Genomic DNA, 18,983 nt, shown 5'->3' with positions numbered 1-18,983 from the left:
GGCTCCAGAGGTTCAGGCCGCGTCGGCGGCTTGGGCGGCGGGACGTGGGCCGACGCGCAGTTGCAGTTCGCCGATGCCGTCGATGCCGGCATGGATCAGGTCGCCCGGGTTCAGCGGCGCCACGCCGGGCGGGCTGCCGGTCATGATCAGGTCACCGGGACGCAGCGGCAGTTGCCGCGACAGCCGGCTGATCACCTCGGCCAGCGGCCAGGTCTGCTGGCTCAGGTGCGCACGCTGGCGCTCCTGGCCGTTGACCTGCAGCCACAGCGAAGCGTCCAGTGGCCACGGCAACTGGCTGGCGGGGGCAATGGCGGTCATCGGCGCCGAGGCCTCGAACACCTTGGCGCCTTCCCACGGCAGGCCCTCGCTCTTGGCCTGGCGCTGGCGGTCGCGGCGGGTCAGGTCGAGGCCGGCGGCGAAGCCGAACACATACTCCAGAGCGCGTTCCGGGGCGATGTCGGCGCCACCTTTGGCAATCGCCACCACCAGCTCGATTTCATGGCAGAACTCGTCGGTCTGTGGTGGGAAGGGCAGTTCGCCCAGCGCCTCGACCACATTGCTCGCGGGCTTCATGAAGAACACCGGCTCGCGCGGCGCCGGGCCTGCGGACTCGGGCCAGGGGTAGTTGCGGCCCAGGCAGAACACCCGGCCGACCGGGAAGCGCGCAGCGCTGTCCAGGATCGGCAGGCTGACGACGGCGGGCGGGTTGAACAGGTAGGTCATGGGTGGATCCTCCGTACTGGAGTGGCCAGCGTAGCCAGCGGCTGGCGGGCAAAGTTGGACGAAAACGGGCTTGGCTTGGAGATATCGGTGCTCATGCCGACGCCTTCAGTTCAATGCGGAACAGCTTGCCCAGCAGCAGCGAGTACGACAGCGTGCCCATCAAGGCCACCGCGCCGATGAACCAGAACGCCAGGGCGAACGAGCCACTGGCCTGCACGATCGCGCCGATCACGATCGGCGTGACGATGCCGCCGATATTGGCCGCCAGGCTGGTGATGCCACCGGTCAAGCCGATCAGTTCCTTGGGCGCGACTTCCGACACCGCCGCCCACGACGACGAGGCGATGCCCTGGGCGAAGAACGCCAGGGTGAGGATGGCGATGCACAGCACGTTGGAGTCGGTGAAGTTCACCAGCACGATCGACATGCCCAGCATCGACCCCACCACCAGCGGCAGCTTGCGGGCGAACGACAGCGAGTAGCCTTTGCGAATCAGCAGGTCGGAAACGATACCGGCGAGAAGGATGCCGACGGTGGCGCCAATGAACGGCATCACCGCAAAGATGCCGACCTTGATCAGGGTCAGCTGGCGCTCTTCGATCAGGTAGGTCGGGAACCAGGTGAGGAAGAAGTACAGCGCTGAGGTGCTGGCGAACTTGCCCAGGCAAATTGCCCACACCTGACGATAACGCAACAGCTCGGCCACCTGGCGCCAGTCGAAGCGGGTGCGTTGCTGGCTGCTTTTCACCAGCCCGCCGCCGTTTTCGATGTAGGTCAGCTCTTCCTTGCTGACCTTCTTGCAGTTCAGCGGGTCGCGGTACAGAAACAGCCACACCACGCCAAACACGATGCCGACCACACCCGTGCTGTAGAACACATGGCGCCAGTCATAGGTGGTGGCCAGCCACAACAAGGCCCCGGTGAACAGCGCGGTGCCCAGGTATTGGCCGCACACGTAGATGCTGCTGGCCATGCCGCGCTCACGTGCCGGGAACCACACCGTAACCGCGCGGCTGTTGGCGGGGAAGGCCGGTGCTTCCATAGCACCGACCGCCAGGCGCAGGCCGAACAGAGAAGCGAAACCGCTGGCCAGGCCCTGGGCGACGGTGACCGCCGACCAGCTGATCAGCGACACGCCGTAGGTCAGGCGCGAACCGAAGCGGTCGGCGATGAAGCCAGCCGGCACCAGAGCCAGCGCGTAAGTCCAGGCGAAGGCGGAGAAGATCAGGCCCATCTCGACCTTGTCCAGGCCCAGGTCCTTGGCCATGAACGGCGCGGCAATGGAGATGTTGACCCGGTCGACGTAGTTGATGATGGTCGCCACCAGCAGCAGCGACAGCATGAACCAGCGGCGGCGGGTGGGCAGGCGCTGGGCAGGGGCCGCGTCCAGCGCGTACGACGACGCGGCGCGGGGGGTAGGCGTGCTCGACATGAGTCGACCTCGTTTGTTGTTGTTGGTAGAGGTTGGGCTGCAGTCCCTTTCCTAAGGTGGTCGTACAACAGCCTGAAAGCAACGGGGGTTTTATACCGTTTTTTTCACCCAGGGCGGGGGTGAGTCGTGCTGTCCAAAAAAATCCAAGGGCGGGGTTCTGCCTCGATAAATTGCTGAATGTCTTGTTTCTAGGGGGCTGTAGCGATTAACGGTTGCATCGGTTTTTGCAGGCGGGGTTAAATTGCAGAGTTTGGACGTCGTACAACTTAATGTCTGGTTTCTGGAGATTGCCCATGTCCCCCAAGCGCGAGGTGCCGACCTACCTCATGCAGCAGCGCAGCGAGCTGATGGATTTCTACATCCGCGACCAGCGTGGCCGCCCCGCCGAGACCGCGCCGCATCGGCACGAGTATTTCCAGATCCAGGTCAATTTTGGCGGCGACACGGTGCAGCACATCGGCAACGTGCAGCGACCGTTCCGCCGCAACACCCTGGCGTTCATCCTGCCGCACCGGGTGCATGTGATCCCGCATCCGGCCGACAGCGACTTCGTGGTGATCAACTTTTCCCAGACCTTCCTGCTGCCGCATTTGGCGTGCGACCCGATGGACCTGGAAGAAGTGTCGATTCTGCAGGCACCGGAGCTGTCACCGTTCCGCTTCCAGGAACACCTCGACTTCTGCCTCGATGAGGCCGATTTCGCCGAGATTCGGCGCTTGCTGACGCAGATGCGCGATCTGGATGCCAACCGCCGCTTCGGTAGCCGCGAAATTCTCAAGGGCCTGCTGCTGCAACTGATCGGCCAGGTCTGCGGCCTGTACGCTGAACCTTTGCGCGAACTGGCCGACAACAATGCCGCGCAGCTCAGCCGCCGCGCTGCGCTCGGGCGCATGAGCGAGTACCTGCGCCGGCATATCGACGACCCCGATCTCAACTTGCACAAGGTCGCTGCAGCGACCTACCTGTCGCCCACGTACCTGACCCACTGGCTGCGCAAGGAAATCGGCAAGACCTTCAGCGAGCTGGTGCTGGAGCGGCGCATGCACGCAGCGCGCAACTACCTGCTCAATGGCAGCCGGCCGGTGGGGGAGGTGGCGCGCCTGTGTGGCTTCGCCGATGAGGCCTATTTCTCGCGGCGCTTCCGGCAGATCCACGGCTTGCCACCAGGGCAATTCCGCCGCCAGCAGCGCGACCCGGATACGCCGCAGGTGGCGATGCGGTAAGCTTGCCGGCATGAATCTCGACACCCGCATCAAGTACCGCCACCTGCTGTGTTTCCTGGAGATTGCCCGGCAGGGCAGCCTGGCCAGAGCGGCCGATATTCTGGCGATCAGCCAGCCGGCGATCTCCAAGACCCTCAAGGAACTAGAAGACCTGCTCGAAGCGCGCCTGTTCGAGCGCAGCCGCCAGGGCGTCGAACTGACCCCGGCCGGCACCCGCTTCATGCGCTATGCCGGGCCCAGCGTGCAGGCCCTGCGCGATGGCGTGAACAGCCTGCGTGGTGAGGCGCGGGCGCCGTCGCAGGTTCGTATTGGCGTGCTCTCCACGGTCGAAGGCCTGCTGATGCCAGAAGTACTGTGCCGCCTGCATCAACGCCATGAAGCGTTGCTGATCAGCGTGGTGACCGGGGCCAGTGCGCAGTTGCTCGGGCAATTGCGCCTGGGCGAGCTGGAACTGGTGGTCGGGCGCATGACCGACAGCCCGCAGATTCAGGGGTTGTCGTTCGAGCACCTGTACAGCGAGTCGATGGCCCTGGTGGTGCGCCCCGGGCATCCCTTGCTGGCCAGCACGCCCGTAGAGCGAGCGCGTGTAGGGCGCTATCCACTGGTGCTGCCGCCGCCCGGCACGACTATTCGCCAGCACGCTGACAGCCTGTTCGTGCAGTGCGGCATCCAGCTGCCCTCGCAGCGGCTGGAAACCCTCTCTCTGGCGCTGAGCCGTCGCTACCTGCTGGGCAGCGATGCACTCTGGGTGGCGCCGCGTGACGCGGTGCTGCTCGACCTGCGCCGTGGCGAGTTGGCTGAGTTGGACCTGGGGGTACGCGAGCCGGGCGGTTCGGTGGGGATCTGCCGCAATGCCGCCTTGCCGCAGAGTGTGCCAGGGCAATGGGTGTGCGATGTGCTGCGCGAGGTAGCGGGGCAATACCGCGAGGGTGATTACCCCTGAGCGGCTGCTCAGAACCTGCAGACATAAATCGCCACAAATTCCGGGCAAAAGCGCGATGAAGGGTCAATACTGGCCAATGGCTGTAAAGCCTGGATGAATTCGCTTTTAAGTACTGAACTTCCTTATCAGAACCCGCTCTTATGCCGGTAGCCATTGGTAATGGCCGCCTGATAAGCTCGCGGCTTTACCCTGATTGCCCACATGGCGCATGAACAAGGAAATAGCATGAAACAGCATCGTTTGGCGGCTGCGGTTGCCCTGGTAGGCCTGGTACTGGCTGGCTGCGACCAACAAGCCAGCAGCCCCGAGCTGAAGACTCCGGCACAGAAAGCTTCCTACGGTATCGGCCTGAACATGGGCAAGAGCCTGGCTCAGGAAGGCATGGAAGACCTTGATTCCAAAGCCGTCGCCCTCGGCATCGAAGACGCCGTCACCAAGAAAGAACAGCGCATCAAGGACGAAGAGCTGGTAGAAGCCTTCACCGCCCTGCAGAAACGCGCCGAGGAGCGCCTGGCCAAGGCCAGCGAAGAAGCTGCCACCGCCGGCAAGAAATTCCTCGAAGAAAACGCCAAGAAGCCAGGCGTGGTCACCACCGCTTCTGGCCTGCAGTATGAAGTGATCAAAAAGGCCGACGGCCCGCAGCCCAAGCCGACCGACGTGGTAACTGTCCACTACGAAGGCAAGCTGACCGATGGCAAGGTGTTCGACAGTTCGGTAGAGCGCGGCAGCCCGATCGACCTGCCGGTCAGCGGCGTGATCCCAGGCTGGGTCGAAGGCCTGCAACTGATGCACGTTGGCGAGAAGTACAAGCTCTTCATCCCGGCTGAACTGGCCTACGGCGCGCAGAGCCCAAGCCCGCTGATCCCGGCCAACTCGGTGCTGGTGTTCGATCTGGAACTGATCGCCATCAAGGACCCGGCCCAGCTGCAAGGCGACGCGCCAGAGGCAGAAGCCCCAGCTGAAGCACCTGCCAAGTAATACTGGCCGGTACCTGTACAACGCCCCGTCTCTACGGGGCGTTGTCATTTCTGCGCCAGGCACTGGGCCGAACCTCACGACCCTGATAGTGTCCGAGGTAAGGCAGCGCAAATCGTTTGCGGATTTGAAACGACTGTGTAAAAAACGCCCGATCTGACCGGGGCCCTTGCCTTGTGGGCGCCTGACGTCAGAAACTTCGCCCTGTTCACAAGGTTATCCACAATAAATGTGGATAACCTATCCCTGCTGGAGGCTCCATGAGCGCACCTTGGAATTTCGCCCGCTTCCTGCCCCTGGCCGAACGCCTGCTCAGCCGTGGCCGGCTGCCGGCCTTGCTGTTCGCCGTCGCGCGTAAAGGCCCCCGGCTGGGTCAGCTGCGCGAAGACATCAAGTTGTTGCAGTCGCTGTGCCTGGCCTGGTGGCGGGGCGAGTATCGCGCCATCAGCCCCAAGGCCCTGGTGACCATCGTCGCTGGCCTGCTGTACTTCGTCAGCCCCATCGATGCGATCCCCGACTGGTTGCTGGGCGTAGGTTTTCTCGATGACATCGCCGTGCTCGGCTGGGTGCTGAAGACCGTGTCCGACGAACTGGCGCGCTTCAAGGCCTGGCGTGACAGCCAGGCGCCAGAGCGTCTGCGCGTGGTCGAACGTCTGCCGGATACGCCGGAAGCCTTGCGTCTGGAACGTAAACCACACTGAAAGCAAGCAGATCCCCACAGACTCCCGCGCTTGGTAATATAATTGGCATAAGGATTATGCCTACGGATTACATGCCGTAATCCTACGTTAGGGGGTTGTTATGGGTATTCAGGTCATTAGCCGGGACGGTCAGCCCGAGTACGCCGTCGTTCCCTGGGAGCAATACCAGGCGTTGCTCAAGGCGGCCGGACAGGCGCCAGCCGAGGCGGTTGGCGCATCCAATGAGCAGAAGTCAGCAGAAGCAAGCTTGCCTGCGTTCAGCGAAGTGGCGCAGTTGCGACAGAGCAAAGGCATCGCCGCCGAACAGCTGGCGCGTAATGTCGGCGTCAGCCCAGTCTATCTGGCCATGATCGAATCGGGCGAACGGGAGCCGGGCGATGCGATACGTCGTGCCCTGGCCTGGCATTTGGGCGTGGCGGGCTGGAGCGAGCCGTCATGAGCCAGGTCAGGATCAGCCGACAGCACTGGCAGAGCCTGCTGGATGAGCTTGACCTGGCCCGCCGTCAACGCCACTTGCTGACTTACCGTGCGCTGATCGAGCGTCTGCAATTGCCCACCCCGGCCATGCAGACGCTGACCGCCGCGCTGGAGTACCTGGCCGTGCTCGATGCCCGTGCCGAGCAACCGCTGCGCAGCTCGCTGGTGATCAGCCAGGGTGCAAGTCGCCTGCCGCGTACTGGCTTCTTCGAATGCGTGGAGCGCCTGGGGCGCTTCTCGGGGCCGGTAGACGGCATGGAGGCGGCCTCGTGGCATGCCTCGGAGGTGGTGCGGGTGTTTGAGTACGCTTATCCCGAAGTAGCCTGATCCAGCGAGACCCTGTAGGAGCGGCTTCAGCCGCGATCACCGGCAAAGCCGGTGCCATCCACCGGTTAGGTGGTGGACTCAATAAAGAAAGGGCCGGGCATTCACATGCCCGGCCCTTCATTTTCATCCTGACGCAATGGCCGATTACTGCTTGGCCACCTTGGTACTCGCACTCAGGTAGTCAATCAGAATACGCCCAGTCTCGGACAAGTACGCATCGTCTTCCGGCTTGGTATTCTCATCCTCGGTCGGCAGCGCGTCTTCGTCCTCTTTCTTCAGCTCCTTCAACGGCTCCTCACCCTTGGCCTTGCGGCGGATGTTTTCCAGTGCCAGCTGCTTGCCTTCGATCTCATCATGACGGGCGCGGCGGTCCTGCTCGTTGAGGCTGACGGTTTTTTCGTCCATCAGTTTCTTGGTCAGCGCCAGGCGATCACGGATGTAGGTGAACTCCGCGTCCTTGTCGCTGCGCGCCTCATGCTGCGCCTTGAGCTGGGCCAGGTACGGCTTGAACGGGTCGGCCGCCGGCTTGACCACTGGGCGAATGGTGTCCCACGGCATGGCCTCGGGCAGGGCGCTTTCGCCGATTTCCTTGGTGTCGATGATCGACGGGTAGTCGATGTCCGGCAGTACGCCCTGGTGCTGGGTGCTCTGCCCGGAAACCCGGTAGAACTTGGCCAGGGTCAGCTTCAGCTCGCCATGGTTGAGCGGCTGGATGGTCTGCACGGTGCCTTTGCCGAAGGTCTGGCCGCCGATGATCAGGGCGCGGTGGTAGTCTTGCATGGCACCGGCGAAGATCTCCGACGCCGAGGCCGAGAGGCGGTTGACCAGCAGCGCCAGCGGGCCTTTGTAGAAGGCACCGGGGTTTTCGTCTTCGAGCACGTCGACCCGGCCATCGCTGTTGCGTACCAGCACGGTCGGGCCTTTCTCGATGAACAGGCTGGTCAGCTCGGTGGCTTCCTGCAGGGAACCGCCGCCGTTGTTGCGCAGGTCGATGACCACGCCGTCGACTTTTTCCTTCTGCAGCTCGGTAAGCAGCTTCTTCACATCACGGGTTGTGCTCTTGTACTCCGGATCGCCAGCACGGTAGGCCTTGAAGTCCAGGTAGAAGGCCGGGATCTCGATGATGCCCAGCTTGTAGTCACGGCCAGCCTGCTTGAGCTTGAGCACCGACTTCTTCGCCGCCTGCTCTTCGAGCTTGACCGCCTCGCGGGTGATCGAAACGATCTTGCTGGTCTGGTCGCTGGGTGCATTGCTGGCCGGGATGATTTCCAGGCGCACCACCGAGCCTTTCGGGCCGCGGATCAGCTTGACCACTTCATCCAGGCGCCAGCCGACCACGTCGACCATTTCCTTGTTGCCCTGGGCCACGCCGATGATCTTGTCGGCCGGCGCCACCTGCTTGGTCTTGGCCGCAGGGCCTGCCGGCACCAGGCGCACGATCTTGACCTGGTCGTTGTCGCTTTGCAGCACCGCGCCGATGCCTTCGAGCGACAGGCTCATGTTGATGTCGAAGTTCTCGGCATTGTCCGGCGACAGGTAGTTGGTGTGCGGGTCGTAGGACTGGGCAAAGGTGTTGATATAGGCCTGGAAGATGTCCTCGGCACGGGTCTGGTCCAGGCGCGACAGCTGGTTCTTGTAGCGCTTGGTCAGGGTTTCCTGAATCTGCTTGGGCTCTTTGCCGGCGATCTTCTGGCGCAGCACTTCATCCTTGACGCGTTTGCGCCACAGCTCGTCGAGCTCAGCCTGGTTCTTCAGCCACGGCGCGTCCTTGCGGTCGATCAGCAAGGTTTCCTTGGTGGTGAAGTCCATCTTGTCGACGCCCTTGTTCAGCTCGGCCAGGGCGAAGTCCAGGCGTTGCTTGACGCGGTCGAGGTAGCGTTTGTAGATGGTGAAGCCAGGGTCGAGGTTGCCGCTTTTGAGGAAGTCGTCGAACTGCGTCTTCCACTTGTCGAACTCGGCGATGTCGGCCGCGGTGAAGTAGCTGCGCGCCGGGTCCAGCAGCTTGATGTAGCTGTCGTAGATGATCACCGAGCGGGCGTCATCGAGCGGCGGCTTGCTGTAATGGTGGCGCTTGAGCAGCTCCACCACATTAAGGCTGGCGACGATTTCGTCACGGTCCGGCTGCAGGCTGTCCCACTTGTTGGCGGCCGCCGCATTGCCGCCGAGCGTGAGGCTACCCAGGCCGATTACGAGGGCCAGGGCGGTGCTAGGTAGGAAATGCTTCATGCTGATTCGACGTGGAGGCAATTGATCACGCATAGTAGGCCGTCTTTTCCGTTGCCGGTTCCATGGAGCCGGACAAATACTGCAAAAAGCCCGGGGCGAGGGTTCCCCAGGCTCAGTCATGTGATTCAACTATGGAGGCACTGTGAAGGCATTGCAAGGCGAAGAGGGACATGTGGAGTGGGTCGAGGCCGAGCGCCCGGCCCTTGACGCCGGCCAGGTACGCATTCGCGTGGCCGCTGCGGGGCTGAATCGCGCCGACCTGTTGCAGATGAAGGGTCTGTATCCGCCGCCGCCTGGGGCAAGCCCTTATATGGGCCTGGAGTGCGCGGGCATCATCGAAGAAGTGGGCGCAGGCGCCGACTGGCGCGTGGGCGATCGGGTCTGCGCATTGCTGGCCAGTGGCGCTATGGCTGAGGAAGTGGTGGTGGATGCCCGCCATGTGCTGCCGGTGCCAGAGGGCCTGAGCCTGCATGAAGCGGCGGCGCTGCCCGAGGTGTATGCCACCGCGTGGTTGAACATCTTCCAGCTGGGCAAGGTTAAAGCTGGGGAGAAGGTGCTGGTGCACGCGGGCGCAAGCGGTGTCGGTTCGGCGGCGATCCAGTTGTGCAAGGCGTTTGGCAACCCGGTGTATGTCAGTGTCGGTTCGCAGGATCGTCTGGCGTACTGCGAAGCGCTGGGTGCAGCAGGTGGCGTGGTGCGTAACGAGAACCTCGAAGCGCTGGAAGGCTTTGGGCCGTTCGATGTGATCCTCGACCCGGTAGGTGCCAGCTATGGGCAGCTTAACCTCACGCTGCTGGCGCGTGACGGGCGCTGGGTCATCATCGGCCTGATGGGCGGGCGCAAGTTTGAGCTGGACCTGGCGCAGGTGCTCGGCAAGCGGCTGGAGATCACCGGCTCAACGCTGCGCAACCGTGATGACGGGTTCAAGGCCGAGTTGTTGCGCGAGTTGCAGCAGCAGGTGTGGCCGCTGTTTGCCGAAGGGCGCTTGTCGGCGCAACTGGTGGATACCTACCCGGTGGCGTTCGCTCAAGCGGCGTATGCCGCACTTGAGAGCAATCAGGTGTCGGGCAAGCTGGTGATGGTGATCGATCCGAGCCTGGAGTAACCAGGGCCGGCTCTTCGCGGGGCTCGCCGAGACGTCGGACCGCCCGCGAAGAGGCCGGATCAGGCTAGCTCCAGCTCAGAATCGGCCACCCATTGGTCTCGGCATGCTCCCTCAGCACCGCATCCGGGTTCACCACATGCGGGTGATCCACCTTCAACAACAATGGCAAGTCGTTACGCGAATCGGAATAGAAACTCGCCCCCTCCAGATTTTCCTGTTCCTGATCCAGCCATTCCAGTAAGCGGGTGATCTTGCCTTCACGGTAGGTCAGCACCCCGTGGGTCTTGCCGGTATACACCCCGTTTACCGCCTCCAGTTCGATCGCCAGGTATTCATCCACGCCCAGCCGCGCCGCAATCGGCCCGACCAGGTGCGTACCGCTCGCCGAAATGATCAGAATGCGGTCCCCACGTTTGCGATGTTCGGCGATGCAGCGGCAGGCGTCGCCAAAAATGATCGGTTCGATCACATCCTCGACCCAGGGCTCCACCAGATGCTCGACCTCTTCCAGCGTGCGCCCGGCAATCGGCTCCAGGCTGAAGGCCATGTAGTCCTCCATCGCCAGGTGACCTTTGCCGTAAGCCTCCATCAATTCGTGGTCGCGGCGTAAGAATGCTTTGCCGTCGACCCAGCCCAGCCGCGCCATCTGTTCACTCCACAGTGACGCGCAGTCGCCGTGGATGAGTGTTTCGTCGAGGTCGAAAATTGCCAGTGCCATGCGTTGAATCTCCTTAGGCCACTTCCCGTAGCGCCGTGGGGTCGATCGACAAGGATACCCGCTGGCCGTCCGCGTGCAGGTCGGCCGATGAGCGGTTGAGCACGTCGACCACCAACTCCACGTCGCGCACCCGCACCCGATAGCGAATCACGTTGCCAAGCAGGCTGTGGCTGCGCACCTCGCCATCCAATTCACCATCGCGGCCCAGGGTGATCGACTCCGGCCGAATCGCCAGGCGGCTGGCCACCGGGCGCTGCAGCAGGCGGCTGGCGCTGTCCGGGTCGAGCAGGTTGTAGTTGCCGATGAAGCCGGCGGCGAACAGGTCCACCGGCGCGGTGTAGAGCGTTTCGGCATCGCCGCTCTGGACGATGCGCCCCTGGTTCATGAGGAAGATGCGGTCGGACATCGTCAGTGCTTCTTCCTGGTCATGGGTGACGAAGATGGTGGTCAGCCCCAGTTCGCGCTGGATCGCGCGAATCTGCTCGCGCAGGTGCTTGCGGATGCGCGCATCCAGCGCCGACAGCGGTTCGTCGAGCAACAGCAGGCGCGGGCGGGTGACCAGCGAGCGGGCCAGGGCCACGCGCTGGCATTGGCCCCCCGACAGCTGATGCGGGTAGCGCCCGGCAAAGCTGCCCAGCTCGACCAGCTCCAGGGCTTCACGCACGCGTGCCTGGCTTTCATCCGCCTTGACCTTCTGCATGCGCAGGCCAAAGGCGACATTCTGCTCCACGGTCATGTTCGGGAACAGCGCGTAGCTCTGGAACACCATGCCGATTCCGCGCTTCTGCGGGCTGACCGGCACGATATCCTGGCCATCGAGGAGGATCTGCCCACCATCGACCGGGGTCAGCCCGGCGATGCAGCGCAGCAGGGTGGATTTGCCGCACCCGGACGGACCGAGCAGGGTGACGAACTCGCCGCGTTCGATCTGGCAGTCGATGTTCTCGAACACCGGGGTGCCGGCATAGCGCTTGTGCAGTTTTTGTACGCTGACGAAGCTCATGTCAGGTCTTGTCCTTGTTCAAACGGTTGGCGACCCAGGTCAGCACCAGCACGAAGGCGAAGTACGAGATCACCAGCGCGCTGTTGAAATGGCCGCTGCTGTTGCGCATGTTGTTCAGGTAGACCTGCAGGGTCTCGTAGCGGGTGCCGACCAGCAGGTTGGCGAACACGAACTCGCCGAACAGGAACGAGAACGACAGCAGCAGCGCCACCATCAGGCCCTTGCGCAGGTTCGGCAGCACCACCAGGAACGCCGCCTGCCAGGTGCTGGCACCCAGCAGCTGGGCGGCGTCCATCAGGTCGCGCAGGTTGATCGCCTGCAAGTTGTTGGTGATAGCCCGGTACATGAACGGCAAGGCGATGGTGAAATAGCAGCCGATCAGGATCCACGGCGTACCGACCATGGCCATCGGCCCGTTGCCGTACAGCTGCAACAGGCCCACCGACGACACCACCGGCGGCACCGCGAACGGCAGCAGGATGAGGATGTTCATCAGCGCATCAAGCTTGGGGAAGTGGTAGTGCACCACGAACAACAGCGGCAGGATCAGCACTACCGACAGCAGCAGCGCGCCCATGCACACCAGCAGCGACTGGCCGAAGGCGGCAAGAAAGCGCGGCTCGCTCCACAGCGCCACGTACCATTTCAGGGTCAGGCCGCTGGGCAGCAGGCTGGCGGACCAGCTGGTGGCCAGCGAGTAGAGCAAGGTGCCAGCCAGCGGCAACAGCAGGATCAGAAACAGCAGGTACACCACCACGCGGTGGTACAGGCTGCCAGCGTTGGCTTCAGCGCGCATGGTAGCTCCTCTTCAACAGCCATTGATGGACCACCGTGACCAGCGTCATCAGCCCTACCAGCACCATCGCCAGGGCGCTGGCCAGGTTGGGGTCGAGGCTGATGTCACCGGCCACCAGCCCGGCGATGCGGATCGGCAGCACGTTGAAGTTGCCGGTGGTCAGCGCATACACCGTGGCGTAGGCGCCCAGGGCGTTGGCCAGGAGGATGACGAAGGTACCGAGCAGCGCCGGGGTCAGCACCGGCAGGCCGATATGCCTCCAGTACTGCCAGTGGCTGGCGCCAAGCAGCGCGGCCGACTCGCGCCAGTCTTCGCGCAACGCGTCGAAGGCGGGGTAGAGCAGCAGCACGCCGAGCGGGATCTGGAAGTAGGTGTACACCAGGATCAGGCCGCTTTTCGAATAGATGCTGAAGTCTTCCAGCAGGCCGATTTGCTTGAGCAGCAAGGTCAGCGCGCCGTTGAAACCGAGCAGAATGATGAAGGCGAAGGCCAGCGGCACCCCGGCGAAGTTGCTGGTCATGTTGGCGAACGCACTGACGAAATCGCGCAGGCGCGAATCCACCTGGCGCAGCGAGTAGGCGCCGAGGGTGGCGATGACGATGCCGAACAGGCTCGACCAGAAGCTGATCTCCAGGCTGCGTTGCAGCGCCTGCAGGTAGAACTTGGAGGCGAACACCTTGGTGAAGTTTTCCACGCCCCATCCGGCCTCCGACTGCAGGCTGTTGAGCGCCACCCAAGCCAGCGGGGCGATCTGGAAAATGACGAAGAACACGGCGAACGGCAGCAGGCAGAGCAAGGCCAGGGCGCGGCTCCTGGCACTCACTTGAGCAGCTCCCGGCAGACGGTCTTGTCGTGGGCCACGCCGAGCAATTCGCAAATGGTGCCGCACAGTTCGGTCTGCAGCGGCTTGGCGGCAGGGTCGAGGCTGAAGGCGTCGCCGAACACGAACAACGGTACCTCGCGTTCCTCGGCCAGCAGGCCGTTGTGCGAGCGATCGTTGTTCATGCCGTGGTCGGCGGTGACCAGTACCTGGTAACCCTCTTCGAGCCAGCGCGGCAGGTAGTCGGCCAGCAGAATGTCGGCGCTGCGCGCGGCGTTGCGGTACTGGCTGCTGTCCAGGCCGTGGCGGTGGCCGGTGTCGTCGATGCTCATCGGGTGCACCAGCAGGAAGTTCGGTGCGTGGCGGCGGCGCAGGTATTCGGCGTCGGCCAGCAGGTGCGAATCGGGGTATCGGTCGTCCCAGTAGAACAGCCCGTGCTGGATCGGCAGCTTGGGCGCGTGGGTGTGGCGGTCGCGCTGCGGGTCGAAGGGCGAGCGGTTGTACAGTTCGCTCATCCAGTGATAGGCCGCCGCAGCCGTACCCAGGTTAGCCTCGCGGGCGTAGTGGAACACGCTGCGCTGGTTGGACAGGCGGTTGATGTTGTTGTGTACGATGCCGCTGTCGATTGGCGCAACACCAGTGAGGATGCACTCGTACAGCGGTCGCGACAGCGATGGCAGCTCGCACTCCACGCGGTACAGCGCGGCGCGGTCGGCCTCGACGTAGGCGTGCAGGTGGCCCATGGCGTGGTGCGCGACCTGGTGGTTGAGGCCGTCGAGCAGGACCAGGATGACGTTGTGTTGCATGATTGCTCCAGTCATAAACCGCGTTGGCTTCTTCGCGGGTAAACCCGCTCCCACAGGTACTGCACTGCCTCCTGTAGGAGCGGGTTCACCCGCGATAGGGCCCATCCAAGCGCTAGAGAACCTAGCTCATTACTCCATCTCGATGATCACTTGCTCCTGCCACTTCTGCGGCAGCGCCTTGGACGTCGCTTCCCAGGCCTCGGCATTCTTGATTGGCTGAGCGGCCCCGTATTGCTCATTAGGCAGCAACTTGGCCTGCACATCCGCCGGCAGTTTCAGGTGCTCGGCACGGATCGGCCGGGCATGCCCCTTGGCCAGGTTGATCTGCCCGGCATCGCTGAAGATGTACTCGCGCGCCAGCTTCGCCGCATTCGGGTGCTTGGCGTACTTGTTGATGATGGTTGTATAGCCCGAGGTGACCGAACCGTCCGACGGGATCAGCACTTCAAAACGCTTGGGGTCGATCTGATCACGGTAACTCAGGCCGTTGAAGTCCCACACCACGCCGACTTCCACCTCGCCTTTTTCCAGAGTCTGGATGGTCGGGTTGGCCAGTGACAGGCGTTTCTGCTGGGCCAGCTTGGTGAACAACTGCAGGCCAGGGGCGACATTGCTCTCGTCGCCTTTGTAGGCGATCGCCGCGGCCAGCACACCATTGGCCGCCTGAGCGGCAGTGCCGACGTCACCGATGGCGACCTTGTATTTACCCTTTTCAAGGTCATGCCAGGTTTTAGGCCGTTCGTCTTCCTTCACCAGGTCCTTGTTGATAATGAAGGCGATGGTGCCGGTATAGGCCAGCGCCCAGTGCCCATCCTGGTCCTTGGCCCAGGTCGGCACCTGGTCCCAGGTGCTTGGCTTGTACGGCTGGCTCACGCCCTTGGCCACGGCGATCGGGCCGAAGGCAGCACCCACATCGCCGATGTCGGCGCTGGCGTTGTCCTTTTCGGCTTCGAACTTGGCGATTTCCTGGGCCGAGCTCATGTCGGTATCACTGTGCTTGAGGCCATACTTACTGGCCAGATCGTCCCAGGTGCCTTTCCAATTGGCCCAGGCATCGGGCATGCCCACGCTGTTGACGGTGCCTTCCTTGCGGGCGGCGTCTTCCAGGGCCTTGAGGTCGGTGCCGGCGGCCATGGCCGAAGTACACAGGGTGATGGCCGAGCCGAGCAGTGACGCCATGAACAACTTTTTCATCCGAAGCTCCTTGGTGGGTGCCTTGCGCGATCGTTGTTGGTCTAGTTCAGCAAACCTTGCGCCAAGGTAGACCGATTGCGTGACAGTTTGATGTAGGGTAAGCCCTGGAAATACAGCGTAGACCAGATCGAAAGGCCCGATTTATCGGGGTTGGCGCGAATCTGGCAGGGGTGCGCAGAAGCTTTGTCACAGGATGTTCATCAGCCCTCCCTAGGCTTGCACTATTCTCCAAGTGCCCTGTTCTGGGGCTGGACTAGTCCAGATAGGTAACCCTTGATGCAGTCGATGCCACCGCGTGCGGTAACAGCCATCTGCCATGCCCTGCAGGAGCAGATCGAGCACGGCCTGCTGGCGCCGGGCGGCAAGCTGCCGGCCGAGCGGAAGCTCAGTGAAGTATTCGACACCACGCGCATCACCCTGCGCGAGGCGCTGGTGCAACTGGAGGCGCAAGGGCTGATCTACCGCGAAGAGCGGCGCGGCTGGTTCGTCGCACCCGAGCGGCTGACCTACGACCTGATCGAGCGTAGCCACTTTCATGCCATGGTGCGGGACCAGGGGCGGGTTCCAACCACCGAGTTGCTTTCGGCCAGGCTGCAACCGGCGTCAGCTGCGGTTTGCGCGCGCTTGCGCCTGCCCGCGTTGTCGAGTGTGGTACGCATTTGCCGGCTGCGCCGCATTGATGGGCGGGCGGTGCTGTATGCCGAGCACTACCTCAACCCGAGGTACTTCCCGGCGATTCTTGAGCAAGACCTGGCGCAGTCGCTGACCGAAATTTATGGGCGGGTGTACGGCATCGGCTATGGCCAGGTGTGTTTCGAAATACTGCCGACGGCGCTGCCGGTGGATGCGGCAGCGGCCTTGAAGGTGTCCACGGGCAGCCCCGGGCTGCATATCACCCGGGTCAACAGTGACCAGCATGGGCATCTGATCGACTGTGACCTGGAGTATTGGCGGCATGATGCGATCCGCATCCGCGCCCAGGCGGGCTAAGCCCTAGCTGGCAGGTTTGCCAGCTTCGGCCATGCCGCCACCGCCCGCCGTCACCACCTGCACCGACAGGCGCGGCGTCGCCAAGTCCAGCCCCGCCTCATCCAGCTGCCGCTTCAGCGCCAGGTTGAACGCCCGCGACACTTCCCACTGCTTGATCGGCGCGGTCTTGAAGCGCGCACGCAAGATCGCCGAGCCCGACTCGAAGCTCTCGACCCCTTGCAGCTCCAGCGGCGACCAGATGTTGCGGCGCATCAGCGGGTCGTTGCGCAACTTCTGCCCCACTTCACGGATCAGCGTGATGGCCTGATCGATGTTCATGCTGTGCGGGATGGCCACACGGAAGATCGCGTAGCCGAATTCACGCGAGTAGTTCTTGATGCTCTTGATCTCGCTGAACGGGATGGTGTGCACGATGCCGTCGATGTCGCGCAGGCGCACGGTGCGGATGGTCAGGCCCTCGACCGTGCCCAGGTGGCCGCCGACATCGACGTAGTCGTCGATGGCCAGCGAGTCCTCGATGATGATGAACAGGCCGGTGATCAGGTCGGCCACCAGCGACTGCGCACCAAAACCGATGGCCAGGCCGATCACACCGGCACCGGCCAGCAGTGGCGTGACATTCATGCCCATGTTGGCCAGGGCGACGATCACCGCGATGATGAAGATGAACACGAACAGCACGTTGCGGATCAGCGGCATCATGGTTTGCGCACGGGCGTTGGCCAGGCCCCGGCGCGAACGCACCAGCGCATGGTGCACGGCGGTGTCGGCGAGGATCCACACCAGCCAGGCAACGATCAGCGTGCCGGCCAGGCCCAGCAGGCGCAGGCTGACTTCGTGGCCGTCACCTTCGGCGAAGTTGATCATCGACTGGCCCCACACGCGCAGGCCCAGCTCGATGAAGACCAGCCAGATGAACAGGTGCACCAGCAGGTAACCGAAGTTGCGCAAACGCTCGGCGTACACCGCCTGGCGCTTGTTGGCGCGCTTGGGGTGGGCGGCGTGGCGGCGCACCAGGCCGTTGAGCACCATGCACACCACCACCAGCACCGTGCACATCAGCGACTGGCGCAGGGCGGTGCTGGTGTCGCCAGCGGAAACGAAAGTAGCGAACAGCGAGATGGCCACCAGGATCAGCGCCGGGATGAACCAGAAGCTGCCGAGGATCTCGATAGTGTCGCTGAGCGTGCGCCGGGTCAGGCGCCGCGACAGGGGCTGGTTGCGGATCAGGTGGGCGATCGGGCGGCGGAAGCGCAGGATGAACAGCCCGGTGCACAGCGCGGCGATGACGTTGGCCAGGGTGGCCAGGGCGTGGGCCAGGTGCGTGCCCAGGGCGACCAGCATGCGCGGGTCGCTCATCGCTTCGCCAAAAGCGGCGAAGCTGCCGATCAGCCACAGCGGGCGGAAGGCCTGGTGGCGCAGGATGTGCAATGCGCGGTGGCGATGCGGGCCATCGAGCAAGGAGAACGCGATCACGCAGATGGCCGAGAAGCAGGTGCCGACCACCAGGGCGTAGGCCAGCACCATCGCCATCGACTTGCCGAGCGAGGAGGGCAGGGCGAAGCTCAGGTACACCGTGAACACCAGCGCCACCAGCCACGGCCCGAGTTTGCGCAGGGCGAAGCGCAGCAGGTCCCAGGTGCGCGGGTGCTGGGGCAGCTCTTCGGTCAGGCCAAAGCGCACCCGCACGCGATGGCCGATCCAGTTGAAGGCATAGGCCAGCAGGCTCCACACGGCGATGATCGCGGCGAAACCGAACAGGATTGCCGGCCATTGATGCACCGGTACCACCAGGTCCATCAGCTCGGTCTGGGCCTGGTCGATTTCCAGGGACCAGCGATGGAAGGGGCTGGCGTCGCCGCTGAACTGCTTCTCGAAGTCATGCAGTGCGCCGCCGATCAGGCCCAACACGCCTTGTTCGACGGTCGGTTGCGATTGTTTGGTGGCGTCGCGCAGTTTCTTCAGGTCGGCCAGCAATTTGGCCCGTTGCTGATCGTTTTCCAGGTTCTTGATCACCTCGTCCAGCGACTTGCCCAAGGGTTCGGTGGCTTCGGGCTGGGCGGGCGCACTCGAACCCAGCAGGCTCGGCAGGCCGGCCGCGTGAGCGGGGACGATGAACAGGAACAGCAGCAGGGCAAGGCAACGCAGGAGGGCTGGCACCGGGGAATCTACCTCAGGTCAAACGATTGGCCGAGTGTAGAGGTTTATGTGGGCAGTTTCTCCAGGATCTTCCAGCAGGTGAGGCCGAAGATGCCCAGCGTGCCGATCCACATCATCAATACGCCGATGTTGCGCTCGCGCAGGCTGAAGCCGATGGTCAGCAGCATCAGGAACAGAAACACCGGCACGAACAGGGACAGAAAGGGGGACATGGGCGGCAATCCTTTTGCGTTGAGGCCATGTAGTAAGCATAGCGGGTGGCAAGCGAAGCGGGATTGATCCTGGGCAGGTGGGTTGTCAGTGCCGGCCTCTTCGCGGCTGAAGCCGCTCCCACGGGGTGCTGCACCGTACCTGTAGGAGCGGC

Annotated in this window: 19 protein-coding genes; 8 read left to right on the top strand and 11 right to left on the bottom strand. The window is 63.3% G+C overall.

Annotated elements, in window-relative coordinates:
* Nucleotides 1-12: 12 nt before the first annotated feature.
* Nucleotides 13-723: a fumarylacetoacetate hydrolase family protein gene (locus tag ACIQUF_RS16810; protein ID WP_403133346.1), complete on the bottom strand. Its 711-nt coding sequence runs from the start codon at nt 721-723 to the stop codon at nt 13-15.
* 91 nt (nt 724-814) lie between these two features.
* The gene (locus tag ACIQUF_RS16805) at nt 815-2,155 is read right to left on the bottom strand and encodes an MFS transporter (protein ID WP_403133344.1); all 1,341 of its coding nucleotides are present in this window, start codon (nt 2,153-2,155) and stop codon (nt 815-817) included.
* A 293-nt stretch (nt 2,156-2,448) separates the two neighbouring features.
* On the opposite strand from ACIQUF_RS16805, the gene ACIQUF_RS16800 reads away from it, so the two are divergent.
* The 6 genes from ACIQUF_RS16800 to ACIQUF_RS16775 all read left to right on the top strand — a co-directional run bounded on the left by ACIQUF_RS16800 (nt 2,449) and on the right by ACIQUF_RS16775 (nt 6,801).
* On the top strand, nt 2,449-3,378 hold the full coding sequence (locus tag ACIQUF_RS16800; RefSeq protein ID WP_403133342.1) for a helix-turn-helix transcriptional regulator: 930 nt from the start codon (nt 2,449-2,451) through the stop codon (nt 3,376-3,378).
* 10 nt (nt 3,379-3,388) lie between these two features.
* A complete protein-coding gene (gene pcaQ, locus ACIQUF_RS16795) occupies nt 3,389-4,321 on the top strand; it encodes a pca operon transcription factor PcaQ (protein ID WP_403133339.1) in 933 nt (310 codons plus the stop codon).
* Between the two features lie 225 nt (nt 4,322-4,546).
* Nucleotides 4,547-5,299, top strand: coding sequence for an FKBP-type peptidyl-prolyl cis-trans isomerase (locus ACIQUF_RS16790; RefSeq protein ID WP_400802480.1), 753 nt, complete (start codon nt 4,547-4,549; stop codon nt 5,297-5,299).
* Between the two features lie 257 nt (nt 5,300-5,556).
* Nucleotides 5,557-5,997, top strand: coding sequence for a YkvA family protein (locus ACIQUF_RS16785; protein WP_403133336.1), 441 nt, complete (start codon nt 5,557-5,559; stop codon nt 5,995-5,997).
* Nucleotides 5,998-6,097: 100 nt separating this feature from the next.
* Nucleotides 6,098-6,436, top strand: a complete 339-nt coding sequence (locus ACIQUF_RS16780; RefSeq protein ID WP_403133333.1) for a multiprotein-bridging factor 1 family protein — start codon at nt 6,098-6,100, stop codon at nt 6,434-6,436.
* Complete coding sequence (locus ACIQUF_RS16775) at nt 6,433-6,801, top strand: hypothetical protein (RefSeq protein WP_400802476.1); 369 nt, start codon at nt 6,433-6,435, stop codon at nt 6,799-6,801. The genes ACIQUF_RS16780 and ACIQUF_RS16775 overlap by 4 nt, the downstream gene beginning before the upstream one ends.
* A 144-nt stretch (nt 6,802-6,945) precedes the next feature.
* Here ACIQUF_RS16775 and ACIQUF_RS16770 read toward each other — a convergent pair whose 3' ends face one another.
* A complete protein-coding gene (locus ACIQUF_RS16770) occupies nt 6,946-9,027 on the bottom strand; it encodes a carboxy terminal-processing peptidase (protein ID WP_403133330.1) in 2,082 nt (693 codons plus the stop codon).
* 142 nt (nt 9,028-9,169) lie between these two features.
* Between ACIQUF_RS16770 and ACIQUF_RS16765 the strand changes: the two genes are divergently transcribed.
* Nucleotides 9,170-10,132 (top strand): NAD(P)H-quinone oxidoreductase, encoded by a 963-nt coding sequence (locus ACIQUF_RS16765; RefSeq protein WP_403133328.1) that lies wholly within the window; start codon nt 9,170-9,172, stop codon nt 10,130-10,132.
* 64 nt (nt 10,133-10,196) lie between these two features.
* Here the strand turns inward: ACIQUF_RS16765 and ACIQUF_RS16760 are convergent, their stop codons facing one another.
* The 6 genes from ACIQUF_RS16760 to ACIQUF_RS16735 all read right to left on the bottom strand — a co-directional run bounded on the left by ACIQUF_RS16760 (nt 10,197) and on the right by ACIQUF_RS16735 (nt 15,469).
* Entirely contained in the window at nt 10,197-10,850 is a 654-nt protein-coding gene (locus ACIQUF_RS16760) for an HAD family hydrolase (RefSeq protein ID WP_403133324.1), read from the bottom strand.
* Nucleotides 10,851-10,863: 13 nt separating this feature from the next.
* Nucleotides 10,864-11,853: an ABC transporter ATP-binding protein gene (locus ACIQUF_RS16755; protein ID WP_403133322.1), complete on the bottom strand. Its 990-nt coding sequence runs from the start codon at nt 11,851-11,853 to the stop codon at nt 10,864-10,866.
* 1 nt (nt 11,854) lies between these two features.
* The gene (locus tag ACIQUF_RS16750; RefSeq protein WP_403133319.1) at nt 11,855-12,649 is read right to left on the bottom strand and encodes an ABC transporter permease; all 795 of its coding nucleotides are present in this window, start codon (nt 12,647-12,649) and stop codon (nt 11,855-11,857) included.
* Entirely contained in the window at nt 12,639-13,472 is an 834-nt protein-coding gene (locus tag ACIQUF_RS16745) for an ABC transporter permease (protein WP_403133317.1), read from the bottom strand. Before ACIQUF_RS16745 ends, ACIQUF_RS16750 begins: the two co-directional genes overlap by 11 nt.
* Entirely contained in the window at nt 13,469-14,275 is an 807-nt protein-coding gene (locus ACIQUF_RS16740; RefSeq protein ID WP_403133316.1) for an alkaline phosphatase family protein, read from the bottom strand. Before ACIQUF_RS16740 ends, ACIQUF_RS16745 begins: the two co-directional genes overlap by 4 nt.
* 129 nt (nt 14,276-14,404) lie before the next feature.
* Nucleotides 14,405-15,469 carry an ABC transporter substrate-binding protein gene (locus ACIQUF_RS16735; RefSeq protein ID WP_403133314.1) on the bottom strand — a complete coding sequence of 355 codons (1,065 nt, stop codon included), beginning with the start codon at nt 15,467-15,469 and terminating at the stop codon, nt 14,405-14,407.
* 276 nt (nt 15,470-15,745) lie between these two features.
* Here ACIQUF_RS16735 and ACIQUF_RS16730 point away from each other — a divergent pair, with 276 nt between their 5' ends.
* Nucleotides 15,746-16,459 (top strand): UTRA domain-containing protein, encoded by a 714-nt coding sequence (locus tag ACIQUF_RS16730; protein ID WP_403133312.1) that lies wholly within the window; start codon nt 15,746-15,748, stop codon nt 16,457-16,459.
* Between the two features lie 3 nt (nt 16,460-16,462).
* Here the strand turns inward: ACIQUF_RS16730 and ACIQUF_RS16725 are convergent, their stop codons facing one another.
* Nucleotides 16,463-18,619, bottom strand: coding sequence for a mechanosensitive ion channel family protein (locus ACIQUF_RS16725; protein WP_403133309.1), 2,157 nt, complete (start codon nt 18,617-18,619; stop codon nt 16,463-16,465).
* A gap of 44 nt (nt 18,620-18,663) precedes the next feature.
* The gene (locus tag ACIQUF_RS16720; RefSeq protein WP_011532728.1) at nt 18,664-18,831 is read right to left on the bottom strand and encodes a hypothetical protein; all 168 of its coding nucleotides are present in this window, start codon (nt 18,829-18,831) and stop codon (nt 18,664-18,666) included.
* Between the last annotated feature and the right edge of the window lie 152 nt (nt 18,832-18,983).

This window comes from Pseudomonas sp. NPDC090233 (assembly GCF_044772285.1).
GTDB lineage: Bacteria > Pseudomonadota > Gammaproteobacteria > Pseudomonadales > Pseudomonadaceae > Aquipseudomonas.
This window is presented reverse-complemented; position numbering and strand designations above follow the sequence as displayed.